Source organism: Actinomycetospora sp. NBRC 106375 (assembly GCF_030269665.1).
Taxonomy (GTDB): domain Bacteria; phylum Actinomycetota; class Actinomycetes; order Mycobacteriales; family Pseudonocardiaceae; genus Actinomycetospora.
Genome location: NZ_BSTS01000046.1, coordinates 1 through 13853, shown reverse-complemented (window position 1 = coordinate 13853; position 13853 = coordinate 1). Strand labels below are relative to the sequence as shown.

Below are 13853 nucleotides of genomic sequence, written 5' to 3'. Positions count from 1 at the left end.
TCAGCCCACGCCTCGACCTCGGCCACACCGACATCGTCGCCCACCGGCCAGACAAGATCTCATCCGACCGTCCCGACCAAGCCGACACGCCCAACAAGCCACCCATAAATCAGGCTGTAGTACTAGGCCGCGCTACAGCGCCCCCAGGGCGAACCCCCGGTAGTTCTCCGCGAGCGCCCGCCGGGCCGATTCGGAGGCCTCGATGAGGTGCAGGTGCGACAGCGCCAGCCGCTCGTCGAACGGGTCGCCGTCCGGGTCGACGTGCAGCATCGTCGTCATCGTCCAGGAGAAGTGCGACGCCCTCCACACGCGGCGCAGCGCGCTGTCGGAGTAGGCGTCGATCAGGGTCTCGTCCTTGGTCGCGAACCACTCGCCCAGCGCCTCGGCCAGCACGCGGACGTCGGCGACGGCGAGGTTGAGGCCCTTGGCGCCGGTGGGCGGCACGATGTGCGCGGCGTCGCCGGCGAGGAAGAGCCGCCCGTGGCGCATCGGCTCGGTGACCATGCTGCGCATCGGCGTCACCGACTTGTCGGTGACCGGTCCGCGCGCGAGCGTGAAGGAACCGTCGTCGAGCGCGAAGCGCACCGACAGCTCGTCCCAGATCGCCTCGTCCGCCCAGTCGGCGGCGTCGGCGCCGTTGGGCACCTGGATGTAGGCGCGGGTGACGGTCGGCGAGCGCATCGACGCGAGCGCGAAGCCGGTGCGTCCGCGGGCGTAGATGAGCTCGTGGGACGACGGCGCGACGTCGGCGAGGATCCCCAGCCACGAGTACGGGTAGATCCGCTCGAAGCGGCGCACGAGGCGCTCCGGGATCGCGCGGCGCGCCGGACCGTAGGAGCCGTCGGCGCCGACGACGACGTCGGCGTGCAGCACGTGCTCGCGACCGTCGTGCCGGTAGCGGACCCGGGGCGCGTCCGTCTCGACGTCCTCGACCGCGAGCACCTCGGCGTCGAACAGCAGCGGCTCGCCCTGGACCAGCCGCAGCGCGATGAGGTCCTTCGTCACCTCGGTCTGCGCCCAGATCATGACGCGCTCGCCGGTGAGCTCCTGCATGTCGACCCGGACGCCGCGCCCGGAGAAGCGCACCTCGAAGCCGTCGTGCGGGAGACCCTGGGCGTCCATGCGCGCGTCGGCACCGACCTCGCGCAGCGCCTCGACGGTGCCGTGCTCGAGGATGCCCGCCCGCTGGCGGGTCTCGACGCGCTCGCGCGGGCGCGCCTCGAGCACCACCGCGTCGACGCCCCGGAGGCGCAGCAGGTGGGACAGCATCAGGCCTGCGGGCCCGGCCCCGACGATCGCGACCTGGGTCCGCTCCGGCACGGGGCTCACTGCGCTCACTGCGCTCACAGTGGCGTCTCGGTCGTGGCGGGCGGCGCGCCCGAGCCCCGGGTGGACAGGTCCAGGAAAACGGTCTCGCCGGGCCCCTGCATGCGCACGTCGAAGCGGTAGCCGGGGCCGGTCGGCCCGCCGTCGGGGACGGCGATCAGCGTGGCGCGCCGCTCCTCGTCGAGCGCCGCGAGCAGCGGGTCGGCGGCGTTCGCCTCCACGTGGTTCGGGAAGTAGACGCGCGTGAACAGGTGGTGCAGCAGCCCCCGGGCGAACACCGTCACGGCCAGGTGCGGGGCGTGCGGCGCGTCGGACGGCGCGGCGGGACGCAGGGTGCGCAGCGTGTAGTCGCCGGCGCGGTTCGTCGCGACGCGGGCGAAGCCGGTGAACGTGCGCCCGTCGCGCTGCATCGAGCCGGGACGGGTCGGCAGGCGCCCGTCGGGGCCGGTCTGCCAGAACTCCAGGAGCGCGTCGGGCACCGGCGCCCCGGCGCCGTCGCGCACCGTGCCGTTCAGCGTGATCGCGCCGGGCGTGCCGGCGGGGACGACGTCGCCGCCGCCCTCGAACGGCAGCCCGAAGGCGAAGAAGGGCCCGACGGTCTGGGAGGGCGTGAGGTCGAGCATCAGACTCCGTCCGGGTCCTGCGGCGTGGCGTGGGCGCCGTCGAGCACGATGTCCCAGCGGTAGCCCAGGGCCCACTCTGGCTCGGTGACGTCGTGGTCGTAGGCCGCGATCAGCCGCTGCTGGGCCTTCTCGTCGGTGACCGACTGGAAGATCGGATCGAGGCCGAACAGCGGGTCGCCCGGGAAGTACATCTGCGTCACCAGCCGCTGGGTGAACGCCGTCCCGAACAGCGAGAAGTGGATGTGCGCGGGGCGCCAGGCGTTGGTGTGGTTGCGCCACGGGTAGGCGCCCGGCTTGATCGTGACGAAGCGGTAGCGGCCCTCGTCGTCGGTGAGCGCGCGTCCGCCGCCCGAGAAGTTCGGGTCGAGCGGGGCGGGGTGCTGGTCGCCGTCGTGGCGGTAGCGCCCGGACGCGTTGGCCTGCCAGATCTCGAGGAGCTGGTTGCGGACGGGACGCCCGTCGCCGTCGAGGACCCGGCCGGTGACGATGATCCGTTCACCGAGGGGGTCGCCGGTGTGGTGCCGGGTGAGGTCGGCGTCGATCGGGGCCACGTCGGCGGGGCCGAACACCGGCGCGGTGAGCTCGGTGAGGCTCGGCGGCGCGACGACCAGGGGCCGCTGCGGCGACCGCAGCGCGGTGCTGCGGTAGGGCCGGTAGGCGCGGTCGGGGTGGCCGTCGGGCTGTGGCGGCGCGGCGGCCGCCTCGGCGATCTCGACGGAGACCTCTCGCTGTGTGGCGGGCTGCGGCGATGCGGTCACCGGACCAGGGTGCCTGCTGGCCGGGGCGTGCCAGAATCGAGCTTCCGGCCACCGGAAGGAGCCCAGGGTGAGCCCATCGCGGGGCGGCCAGAGCGGGCCGTCGGTCACCGGACGCGTGCTCGGGATCCTCTCCGCCTTCGGGCCGTCGGCCGAGGCCCTCACGCTGTCGGGCATCGCCCGCGCCGCCGGGCTGCCGCTGTCGACCGCGCACCGCCTCGTCGGCGAGCTCGCGACCTGGGGCGCGCTCGAGCGCGGCGAGGACGGGCGCTACCGCATCGGGCTGCGGCTCTGGGAGGTCGGCGCCCTCGCCCCGCGGAGCCTGGGCCTGCGCGAACGCGCGATGCCCTACCTCGAGGACCTCTACGAGGCGACGCGGCAGAACGTGCAGCTCGCGGTCCGTGACGGGCACGAGGTCGTCTACGTCGAGCGGCTGGCGCACCCGGAGGCGGTGCGCGTCTTCAGCCGCGTCGGCGGGCGGATGCCGCTGAACGCCACGGGCGTCGGTCAGGTGCTGCTCGCGTTCGCGCCGGCGGCCGTGCAGGAGGACGTGCTCGCCGGCCCGCTCACGGCGCTCACCCCGCGCACGATCACCGACCCGCACGAGCTGCGGCGCGTGCTCGCCGCCGTCCGGCGGGAGGGCGTCGCGGTGTGCGACGGGATGGTCGACCTGCTCTCGCTCTCCGTCGCCGCCCCGGTGCGCGGGGAGGACGAGCGGGTCGTGGCGTCGCTGTCGGTGGTGGTGCCGAGCACCGGCGCCGAGCCGCGCACGATCGTCCCGGCCGTGCGGGCGGCCGCCCGCGGCATCTCCCGCGCCCTCGGCGCACCGTCCGCGCGGCGGCGTCCGGCCGGGGTGATCACGCCGCTGCCGACGGCGACCGACGACCCCGCCCTTGGCGCCGAGCGGGGCGCGTGACCGGTTCGATCACCGATCGTTGGTCCGTTCGGGCGCCGACGGCCGACTCCTGGTCCTCGCACCCGCGACGGGAGGTCGGCGGATGGGACTCGGGCGCCGCATGTGGGGAGTGCTCCTCGGGGTGCTGCTCGTCCTGGTCGCCCTCGCGGCGCCCGCCCTGGCGAACCCCGGCCCACAGCTGCCGCTGCCGGTCCCCCAGCCGGCGCGCGACTACGCCCCGCTCGACCGGCCCGGGCCGGCGCTCGACGTCGCGCAGGAGAAGCTGGACGGGTCGCTCGACTGCTCGCCCGACGTCGACGACGGCGGCCGTCCCCCGGTCCTGCTCGTCCCCGGCACGACACTGACCGCCGAGGAGAACTTCTCCTGGAACTACGAGCGCGCGTTCGCCGCCGCGGGCCGCCCGTACTGCGCGGTCACGCTGCCGAACCACGCCATGAGCGACATCCAGGTCTCCGCGGAGTACGTCGTCGCGGCGATCCGCGCGATGCACGAGCGCAGCGGGCAGCACGTGGCCGTCGTCGGGTTCAGCCAGGGCGGCATGATCGGGCGCTGGGCGCTGCGGTTCTGGCCGGACACCCGCGACCAGGTCGGCGAGATGATCGGCATCGATCCGTCGAACCACGGCACCCTCGACGCCTACCCGGTGTGCGCGGCGGCGGGCTGCGCGCCCGCGTTCTGGCAGCAGCAGACGCTCTCGGCGTTCACGACGGCGCTCAACTCGGGCACCGAGACGTTCGCGGGCATCGACTACACGCAGATGTGGACGCCGACCGACGAGGTCGTCGTGCCCAATCTCGGCCCGCGGCCGAGCTCCCAGCTGACGACGGGCGCGGGCCGGCGCGCCAACATCTCGACCTTCGACGTCTGCCCCGGCCACGTCGCCGAGCACCTGTCGATGGGCTCGTTCGACGCCGTCGCCTACGCCCTGGTGATCGACGCTCTCGACCACGACGGCCCGGCGAAGGCCTCGCGGGTCGACCGCGCGGCGTGCCTGGCGCCGTTCCACGAAGGCGTCGACCCGGCGACCTTCCCGGCCCGCCTCGCGACCTACACCGCGGGGATCGGGGCGCAGGTGGCGCTCTACCCGCACGTGCTCGCCGAGCCGGCGCTGAAGCCGTACGTGCTCGCCGGTGGCTGACGCCAGGTGAGCAGTTCGGGCGGCGATCGCCGTCCGAACTGCTCACCTGCGCGGAGCGCACCGAGCGTGTGGCGTGGACGACACTCCGTGGCAGCGGTGGGACTCCGCAGACGCTCCACGGCCTACCGACGTGCAACAACCGGGTGAGCGCCGAGCGGCCGTCGGACGAAGCGCACCCGGCCGTCGCGGGACAGCTCCGTGGCCCGGGGAGCGGGGGTCGGCGAGCCCGTGTCAGGGTTGCCTCACCGGCCACCGGCCGGCTGGTCGGCGAGTCCGTCGGCCAGGACCGCCCGCCCCTCGGGAGCTCCCCCGCATGACGTCCGGTCCGGCCTCACCGCCCGCCGACCCGCCCGCCGATCTCGCGACCGATCCCTCCGCGGAGAAGCCGGCCGACCTCAGCGACCACCGCCGGCACATCGCCCCGCACGTGATGGTCTACGTGTTCGCGTTCGTGCCGTTCGTGGCCCTCGTCGCGGCCGTGCCGCTCGCGTGGGGCTGGGGTCTGTCGTGGCTCGACGTCGGCCTGACCGCCGCGTTCTACGTGCTGACGATGCTCGGGGTCACCGTCGGGTTCCACCGGTACTTCACCCACGGCGCCTTCCGCGCGCGGCGCGCGCTGCGGATCGCGCTCGGCATCGCCGGCAGCATGGCCGTCCAGGGCCCGATCCGGCACTGGGTCGCCGACCACCGCCGCCACCACGCGTTCGCGGACAAGGAGGGCGACCCGCACTCGCCCTGGGCGTTCGGGACGTCGCCGGTCGCGCTGGTGCGCGGGTTCTGGCACGCGCACATGGGGTGGATGTTCGAGCGGTCCCTGACCAATCAGCAGCGCTTCACCCCCGACCTGCTCGCCGACCCGGACATGCGCTTCGTGCACCGCGCCTTCACGTGGCTCACGGTGGCGAGCCTCGCGGCGCCGCCGGTCATCGGCGGGCTCGTGACATGGTCATGGTGGGGAGCGGTGACGGCGTTCTTCTGGGCGAGCCTCGTGCGCGTCGGCATGACCCACCACGTCGCGTGGTCCACCAACTCGATCTGCCACCTCGTCGGCGAGCGACCCTGGGGCGCACGCGACCGCTCGACCAACGTCTGGCTGCTCGCGATCCCGAGCATGGGCGAGTCCTGGCACAACCTGCACCATGCCGACCCGACCTCGGCCCGCCACGGCGTCGGTCGCGGCCAGCTCGACATCTCGGCGCGCACCATCTGGGTCTTCGAGAAGCTCGGGTGGGTCAGCAACGTCAAGTGGCCGACCGCGCGCCGTCTCGACCGCCTCGCGGCGCGGGCCGCCTGAGCGCGTCCTCGATCAGAAGTCCGGCCCGAAGTCGGTCGGCATGCCGTGGGCGGCCGGCACCCGCTGAAGGTGCACCCGCCGCGAGAACCGGATGACCGGCCGGATGAGCAGCTCGACGCTGCCGACGACGAAGAACCATGTCCCGACGTAGGTCGTCTCGGCGGAGAAGAACAGGATGCTCCCGATGAGGAACCACAAGCCGATGAGGATGTCGTTGACGATCGAGAGGACCTCGTAGCGACGCCGTACGACGAGCTCCTCGTGGCCCACCTTGTAGACGAGGGGCGGGAGGTGGGGAGGGTCGAGCCCGTCGCCGCTGCCGCCGCTGCCGTGCCGGCCCGTGCTGCTCCCGCCCGCTGCGCTCATGGGTCCAGCCTGCCCCCTGTGCGAGCGACCGCTCAGGAGCGCGCGCCGAGCGTGCGTGCGTGACGCTCGGCCGTGTCGGCGTCCTCGGCGGCGCGGTCGGCCTCCCGGCGGCGGGTGTCGCGCTCGCGGGCGGCGGTGTCCGCCCGCTCCCACGCCTCCCGGCGGGAGTCCTCCGCGGCCTCGAGGCGGGCGCGCAGGTCGCTGACGGTCGTGTCGGCCTCCTGCGCCTCGCCGGTCGCGGCGTCCGCGTCCTCGGAGGCCTGCTGTGCGGCGTCGGCGGCCGCATCGGCCCGCTCCCGGGCCTCGCGCGCGGCCGTCTCCGCCCGTTCCCGCTCCTCGCGCTCGCGGCGCTCCCGCTCGGCGCGCTCGCGTTCCTCCTGCTCGGCGCGCTCGCGTTCCTCGCGCTCGCGGGTCTCCTGGTCGTCGCGCACGTCGAGGGCGTCGTCGTCCTCGTCGTCGGTGTCGTCCGTGTCGTCGATCTCGTCGGTGTCGTCGGGTGCGGGGGCCGGCGGGCGGGTCGGTCGACGGTCGGGGCGGCGGCGCGTCGGGCGTGACGGCGCCGCGGTGCGCGCCGGGCGGGCGCCGGACGCGGGACCGCCCAGGGCGGCGCTGATCCCGCCCTCGCCGAGGCCCGGTCCCGCCTCCATCCCGCCGGCGAGCTGGCCGCCCGCGAGGGCCCGGGCGGCGGCCGGGTCGGCGAGCGCGGCGCCGATGGTGCGCTCCAGCTCGCGGACCGCGGGGTCGCCGAGACGGACGGCCTCCTCGCGGGCGATCCGCCGGCCCCGCTCGACCAGCGCGTTGATCAGCCCGTGGCGCTGGCGCGAGAGCTGGCGCAGCGCGTCGCCCTCGAGCTTCTCCTGCGCCTCCCGCAGCGATGCCCCCAGCTCCTCGAGCCCGCCGGTCTCGTCGGGGAACTCGCGGGCCAGGCGGTTGGCCACCCACGCCGCCACCGACGGCTTGCGCAGCGCCCCGATCTCCTTGGCGAGCTCGCGGTCGCCGGCCTGCCGGACCTGCTTGACCATCGCGTCCCGGACCGGGATGAACTCCTCGCGGCCCACGCCGTAGAGCAGGTCGGCCGCGTCCTCCAGCGAGGCGGGCAGCTCCTCGTCGGCGTCCTCCGTGGGCTCGTCGGTCACGTCGGACGCCGGGTCATGCGGGCACCTCGTCGATCGGCGCGGGTGGGGCCGGGTGGCACCACCGTGCCGCATGGCGCCCCCCGTGCGCAGCCGACACGACGGGGCGGCCGGCGTCCAGGGGGAACGCCCCCGCCGTTCCGGGGGTGGACCGGCGGGTTCACCCCCGTTCCCCGCGCCCCGCGTCTCCCTAGCGTCGGTCGTGGCCCGCCGGTCGGCGGGGCCGTCGGGGACACGGGGACATCGGGAGACGGGGTGCGGGACGTGCGGCGCTGGTGGACACGGGACAGGCGGACGGCCACCGACACCCAGCCGGCCGCGCCGGACGCCGGCGACGAGGTGGGGGACACCGACGGGGCGGACGACCGTGCCCCGGCGCGCCGTCGCCGCGCACTCGAGACGCGGCTCCCGCGCGAGCAGCGACCGCGCCGCTCGGTCCGCCCGAGCGGTGATCGTGGGTGCTTTCCTGACATCTGACGTCAGCGTGGACGCCAGGCTGGCACGACGCCGGGGCACGAAACACGCCCGCGCCGCTCGGCGTGTCGCAGCGGCGAGCGTGTGGCGATCCTGGCGTCGGACGCCAGGAAAGCCGCATCGCTCGAACAGGCGTGCCCCTCAGCGCGGCGCCACGACGCGGGCGAGGCCAGGCGGGGCCGGGGGCATGGCGGCGGTGGCGGGGCCCTCGAGGACGTCGCCGTCGGGGGCGAAGCGGGACCCGTGCAGCGGGCAGTCCCAGCTGCCGGCGGCGTCGTTCCACGCGAGGATGCCGCCGAGGTGCGGGCACACCGCGCCCAGCTCGTGCTCGACACCGCCGACGCGGCAGCGCGCGACCTTGCCGCGCGATGTGGTCTCGATCCGCCCCTCGCCCTCGGGCAGCGGCTCGCGGGCGGGCAGGTGCGGGCGGGCCCAGCCGGTGGCCAGGTAGCGGCCGACCTGGCCGTTCGCGCGGGCCAGGGCGGGCAGCGCCGCGGCGGCCGGGGCACGGTCGGCGCGCAGCGCCGCGGACCAGGGGTTGCGGCGGCCGACCACGAGGTCGCGCAGGGCGAGGCCCGCCGCGGTGCCGCCGGTCATCCCCCACTTCGCGAAGCCCGTGGCGACGAGCACGCGCGGCTGCCAGGGCATCGGACCGACGAAGGGCAGGCCGTCCTCGGGCAGGTAGTCCTGGGCCGACCACCGGTGGGTGACCGTTCGGACGTCGAAGTGCCGGGCGGTCCAGTCGGCCAGCGCCCGCTCGTGCGCCGAGGTCGGGGTGCTCGCCCCGACGCGGTGGCCGAAGCCGCCGGTGAGCAGGCGCCGCTCGCCCTCGATCACCGCCGTGCGCAGCGACACCGTCGGGTCGTCGGCCCCGAGGTACATCGCCTCGGGCAGCGGTCCGTCGACGCGCACCGCCTGGGCGTAGGAGCGGGCGGGCTCCACGCGGGCGAAGTACAGGCCGCGGTCGAGCACGGGCACGCCGGTCGCGAGCACGACCCGCTCGGCGCGGACCTCGCCGTCGTCGGTGCGCAGCCGCGGGCCGCCGAACAGGGACACGCCGCGCACCCGGGTCCGCTCGTACACGGGGTGGCCGCGCTCGTGCAGCTCCTGGGCGAGGTCGGCGAGGTAGGGCATCGGGTCGAACTGCGCCTGGTCGGGCAGCGTCACGGCCTCCGACACCCCGAACGGCAGGCCGACGTCGGTGCCGAGCACGGCGGGGACGCCGGCGCGCCGCAGCACCGCGGCCTCGCGGCGCACGGCCTCGGCGCCCGCCGACGAGCGCCCGGCGGCAGAGAACGTCACGGCGGCCCGGCGCTCGAGGTCGCAGTCGGCGCTGCGGGCCCGGTCGAGCAGCCAGTCGAAGCCCGCCCGGTGCGCGGCCAGGTACGCGTCGACGGTGTCCTGGTCGTGGCGCGCGTCGAGCGTCGCCGCCCGTGTCCCCTGCAGCAGCGAGATCTTCGCGGTGGTGTTGCCGGTGGCGACGGCCCCCAGGCGGCGGGCCTCGAGCACCGCGACCTGCAGCCCCTCGCGGGCGAGCAGCACCGCCGTCGTCAGCCCCGTGATCCCCGCGCCGACGACCGCGACGTCGACCCGCCGCGTGCCGTGCAGCCGCGGGTAGGTGTCGGGCTCCTCGGCGTGCTCGGGGTCGTGCCACGCCGAGAGCTCCTGCGCGGGCAGGACGGGGAACGCCATGCCGTGGAGATGTCCGCACCGCCGCGTCCGCAACCGTCGATGTGAGCGCTTTCCTGCCCCATGGCGCAGGAAAGCGCTCACATGGGTCAGACCGCGACGAGCTGGTCGGTCGCGAGGTCGTTCTCGATCTGGTCGCGCAGCGCGGCCAGGGTGCGCGACAGCAGCCGGGAGACGTGCATCTGCGAGATGCAGAGCACCGCGGCGATCTCGGCCTGGGTCTTCTCGTGCACGAACCGCAGGGCGAGCATCGTGCGCTCGCGCTCGGGGAGGTCGCGGACGAGCCCGCGCACCAGCGAGCGCACCTCGACCCGGTCGAGCTCGCCGTCGGCCACCCCGAGGATGTCGACGAGCGCGGAGTCGTCGCCGTCGCCGAGCGACTCGTCGAGCGACGCCGGCTGGTACGAGCCGTGCGCCGCGACCGCCTCGGCGACGTCGTCGCGGCTCATCCCGAGGTGCTCGGCGAGCTCGGCGGCCGTCGGGGCGCGTCCGAGCTGCTGGGACAGCGTGGCCGTCGCCGAGCCGACCGCGACGTAGCGGTCCTTGACGCTGCGCGGGGTGCGCACCGACCAGGCCGAGTCGCGGAAGTGCCGCCGCACCTCACCCATGATCGTGGGGACCGCGTAGGAGAGGAAGTCGCGCTCGCGGCCCGGGTCGAACCGGTCGAGCGCGTGGAGCAGGCCGAGCGAGGCGACCTGCTCGAGGTCGTCGGTCGGCTCACCGCGCCGCGCGAAGCGACGGGCGATGTTGCGCGCCACGGGGAGGAACGCGACCACGAGCTTCTCGCGAACGGTCTCCCGGCGCGGGTCGTCCTCGGACAGGTCCGCGAACTCCTGGAGGAGGGGCACGTAGACGTCGTAGTCACTGCTTCGGCCGGCCATCGGACACCCCTTCGGGGCCCCGGGCACCGGACACTCGTCCGACCAGACGGGGCGCTCGTATCGCGTGAGCTGACCGGCTGGTGTCTGAACCGGAGTTCCTTCGCAGTGTGTCAGTGCCCCGTGACGCCGGTGCTCACACCTCCCCGCGGCCCTCAGCGGTGCCGCAGGCCGTCGACCAGGTCGAGCAGCGCGGCGTCGACCTCCTCGTGGTGGGTCTGGTTGACGGCGTGGCCGGCGCCGTCGACGAGGACGAGCCGCGCCCGCGGCCCGAGCTCCTCGGCGATCCGCCTGCCGTGCGCCGCCGGGGTGAGCCGGTCGTCGGCCGCGGCGACGACCGTCGTCGGCACGCGGGCCAGCGCGGGCAGCGCGCCGCTCTCGTCGTGGGCGAGCAGCGAGGACGAGAACGCCGAGGTCACCGACAGCGGCACGCTCTCGGTGACGGTCTGGAGGCGGCGGACCTCCTCGTCGCTGGCGTCCGGGGTGAACGCCATGCGCCGCACGAACCAGCGTCCGAGGGCCGAGTCGCGCCACGGCAGGTGGTCGGCGAGCGGCGCGGCCAGGCGCGCGCCCTGGAGGACGGCGGGCAGCAGGCCCGCGCGGCGGGCCGCCGTGTGCAGCGCGCCGAGCGCGCCGTCGGAGATGAGGTCCCCGGCCGACGTGGCGACGAGGAACACCCCGGCCACGCGCGTCCCGAACCACTCCGGGCGCTGGCGGGCGAGCGCGAGCACGGACATCCCGCCCATGGAGTGGCCGCCGAGGACGACGCGCGTGTTCGGCGCGACGGCGTCGACGACGGCGGCGAGATCGCGCCCGAGCTGGTCGATCGTCGCGTTCGACGGGTCGCCCCAGCCCGAGCGGCCGTGACCGCGCTGGTCCCAGGTGACCACCCGGGCGCGGTGGCGCAGCGCGGCGATCTGCGGCGACCACTCGTCGGAGTCGACGGTGAAGCCGTGGCTGAGCACGACGACCGGGCCCTGGTGGCCGCGGATCTCGACGTGCAGCGGGACACCGTCTCCCGTGCGCACCCCGTGGACGGGACGCGGGCGCGGGAGACGGCGGGGCGATCGGGGGCGCGACGAGCCGGCTCCCTCGTCGGCGGAGGCGCCGGTGGGCTCCGGGGTCGTGCTCTCGGGCGTGCGCGGGGCCGGGGCGGACGCCGGTGCCGTCGTGGTGGCCCCGGACGCCGCGCCGGCCCGCTCGGTCGGCAGGACGGCCATGACCTCAGGATCGGCGATGCTCGGGACCTCGCCAGGGCGTGGCCCGGTGATGTCGACCAAGGGCGCGTGACGGCCGACGGGCGGTGTGACCCAGGCAGCACGCCCCGGGGTCGTTCACCCTCACGGACCAGCGACGACGCCGCTCACCGACGGATCACCCCACGGTGGTCAGCGTCACCGCCGTGGGGTGGTCGGCGTCGTGCAGCACGTCGCGGGGCTGGCGGCGCAACGTCGAGGCCTCCCCCAACGGCTCCCCCGTGCCCGGGTGGCGGGAGAACCGGGGGTGGGCGCCGCCCGAGACCTGGACGCGCAGCCGGTGCCCGGCGGCGAAGCGGTGCCCGGTCGGCCACAGGTCGACGGTCACGGCGCGGGAGCCGTCCGCGGCGGTCGGCGGGGCGCCCGGCGCGAGGCGGACGAGACCGTCGGTGACGTTGACCGACCGACCGCGGGCGTCGACGTCGCAGACGCGGACGAACACGTCCAGGTGCTCGGTGTCGGCGCGCAGGTGCACGGTCGCGGTGACCTCGCCGAGCGCGACGACGTCTTCGGTGAGCGCGTCGGAGGTGAACACGACGACGTCCGGGCGGGCCTCGAGCGCCGCCTGGTCCCGCGGGCCCGACTTCCCGGTGAGGATCGGGCCGCCGACCGCGGGGGTCGGGTCGGCGGGGTCGTAGTCGACGCGGGTGCCCCCGCCCGTCGCGTGGGCGGGCGGCGCGTGGGTCGACAGCGACCGGTCGGCGCGCAGGTACCACGTGCGGGGCGCGGCGCCGGGCGGCGGCCAGTCCGCGAGGTGGCGGGTGCCCCCGCCGCCGGAGAGCGTCACGGTGACCGGGGTGTCCTCGGTGGTGGCGGCGACGAGGCCGTCGGGGCGCCCGAGGGCGCGGTCGAACGCCGCGAGCGCCTCCCGCATCCCGGCCGCCATCCCCGGCGTGGAGGTGTGCACCCACGGTCCGACGACGAGCCGCGGGCGGGCGCCGGCGGCGCGCAACGCGGCGTGGTCGGCGAGCTGCCAGGGCAGGAAGATGTCCTGCCAGCCGCCGAGCATGGTGACGTCGACGCCGTGGCGGGCGACGTCGGCGACGCCGCCGGTGTAGTCGCGGCGGGCCCAGTAGGCGGAGTCGGGGGCGGTCTCGCGCAGCCAGTGCTGGTACCAGTCGACCTCGCCGCCGGTGGCCGTGGTGTCGCCGCTGCCCAGGGGCAGCGCGTCGAGCGCGCGGGCGACGGTCCGGCGACCGCGCAGCATCCGCGTCGAGCGCGCCCACGGCCCGGCGGCCATCGTGCGCATCATCGAGGTCCAGGACAGCGCGTTGTCCAGCGAGAACGAGCCGCCCGCGTAGGTCTGGTCGCGGAACGACGACGCGGTGACCAGCGTGCCCATCGCCTTGAGCGCGCTGCCCGCGGCCGGCGCGAGCGCCCACTGCGTGAGGCCGAGGTAGCTCGGGCCGAGGGTCGCGAGCCGGCCATCGCACCACGGCTGGTCGAGCACCCACGCGACGGTCGCGCGGCCGTCCTCGCCCTCGTCGAACGGCGAGAGCGCGCCCCCGGAGTCGGTCGTGCCCCGCACCGACTGGACGACCACCTGGTACCCGCGCTCGGCGACGAGGCGCCCGAACACCGCGCCCACCCAGCCGGCCCGGCCGTAGGGGCTGCGGACGAGGACCACCGGGCCGCGGTGCGTCCCGGAGGGCCGGTGCAGGTCGTGGCGCAGCACCACACCGTCGGGCATCGGCACCGCGACGTCGCGGTCGACGGTGACCCGGGGGGTGCGGGGCGCGGGCAGGTACATCGCCCGGCGCAGGATCGCGGTCGCGAGGCTCACGGGACGCCAGTGTGCGCTACGCGCAGGTGAGCAGTTCGGCCAGCTATCGCCGTTGTCTAGTCCCATGAGTTCTGTCTCGGGTCGTGTCTCACCGCATGTGTCGCCTGATCATCGCCGAGGGTGTGCCCATGGCGGGGAAGCGGCAGGCCAGGATGCGACTGATGGACGCGATGCTGGAGGCGACCAACGGGCAGGGCCCGGACAACATCGCCGAGTGGTGCC

General features: G+C 75.5%; 12 protein-coding genes. 3 read left to right on the top strand and 9 right to left on the bottom strand.

Annotation, left to right across the window (positions count from 1 at the left end):
- Window positions 1-132: 132 nt before the first annotated feature.
- From QSK03_RS32490 to pcaH, 3 genes are read right to left on the bottom strand one after another with little or no spacing between them, the layout of a single operon-like run.
- Entirely contained in the window at window positions 133-1338 is a 1206-nt protein-coding gene (locus tag QSK03_RS32490; protein ID WP_285659945.1) for a 4-hydroxybenzoate 3-monooxygenase, read from the bottom strand.
- Between the two features lie 5 nt (window positions 1339-1343).
- Window positions 1344-1949 carry a protocatechuate 3,4-dioxygenase subunit alpha gene (gene pcaG / locus QSK03_RS32485; RefSeq protein ID WP_285659943.1) on the bottom strand — a complete coding sequence of 202 codons (606 nt, stop codon included), beginning with the start codon at window positions 1947-1949 and terminating at the stop codon, window positions 1344-1346.
- A complete protein-coding gene (gene pcaH, locus QSK03_RS32480) occupies window positions 1949-2659 on the bottom strand; it encodes a protocatechuate 3,4-dioxygenase subunit beta (RefSeq protein WP_285659947.1) in 711 nt (236 codons plus the stop codon). The genes pcaG and pcaH overlap by 1 nt, the downstream gene beginning before the upstream one ends.
- A 115-nt stretch (window positions 2660-2774) precedes the next feature.
- On the opposite strand from pcaH, the gene QSK03_RS32475 reads away from it, so the two are divergent.
- The 3 genes from QSK03_RS32475 (at window position 2775) to QSK03_RS32465 (ending at window position 6052) form a co-directional block, all read left to right on the top strand.
- Entirely contained in the window at window positions 2775-3620 is an 846-nt protein-coding gene (locus QSK03_RS32475; protein ID WP_285659942.1) for an IclR family transcriptional regulator, read from the top strand.
- 82 nt (window positions 3621-3702) lie between these two features.
- Entirely contained in the window at window positions 3703-4758 is a 1056-nt protein-coding gene (locus QSK03_RS32470) for an esterase/lipase family protein (RefSeq protein ID WP_285659940.1), read from the top strand.
- A 430-nt stretch (window positions 4759-5188) separates the two neighbouring features.
- Window positions 5189-6052 (top strand): acyl-CoA desaturase, encoded by an 864-nt coding sequence (locus QSK03_RS32465; RefSeq protein ID WP_502872247.1) that lies wholly within the window; start codon window positions 5189-5191, stop codon window positions 6050-6052.
- A 12-nt stretch (window positions 6053-6064) separates the two neighbouring features.
- Here QSK03_RS32465 and QSK03_RS32460 read toward each other — a convergent pair whose 3' ends face one another.
- The 6 genes from QSK03_RS32460 to QSK03_RS32435 form a co-directional block, all read right to left on the bottom strand.
- On the bottom strand, window positions 6065-6418 hold the full coding sequence (locus QSK03_RS32460; RefSeq protein ID WP_285659936.1) for a YrhK family protein: 354 nt from the start codon (window positions 6416-6418) through the stop codon (window positions 6065-6067).
- Between the two features lie 32 nt (window positions 6419-6450).
- Window positions 6451-7554: a hypothetical protein gene (locus tag QSK03_RS32455; RefSeq protein ID WP_285659934.1), complete on the bottom strand. Its 1104-nt coding sequence runs from the start codon at window positions 7552-7554 to the stop codon at window positions 6451-6453.
- A gap of 612 nt (window positions 7555-8166) precedes the next feature.
- Window positions 8167-9717, bottom strand: coding sequence for an FAD-dependent oxidoreductase (locus tag QSK03_RS32450; protein ID WP_285659931.1), 1551 nt, complete (start codon window positions 9715-9717; stop codon window positions 8167-8169).
- An 86-nt stretch (window positions 9718-9803) separates the two neighbouring features.
- Complete coding sequence (locus QSK03_RS32445; protein ID WP_285659929.1) at window positions 9804-10595, bottom strand: SigB/SigF/SigG family RNA polymerase sigma factor; 792 nt, start codon at window positions 10593-10595, stop codon at window positions 9804-9806.
- Window positions 10596-10747: 152 nt separating this feature from the next.
- A complete protein-coding gene (locus QSK03_RS32440) occupies window positions 10748-11812 on the bottom strand; it encodes an alpha/beta fold hydrolase (RefSeq protein WP_285659927.1) in 1065 nt (354 codons plus the stop codon).
- Window positions 11813-11966: 154 nt separating this feature from the next.
- Window positions 11967-13631 (bottom strand): CocE/NonD family hydrolase, encoded by a 1665-nt coding sequence (locus QSK03_RS32435; protein ID WP_285659925.1) that lies wholly within the window; start codon window positions 13629-13631, stop codon window positions 11967-11969.
- Window positions 13632-13853 lie beyond the last annotated feature (222 nt).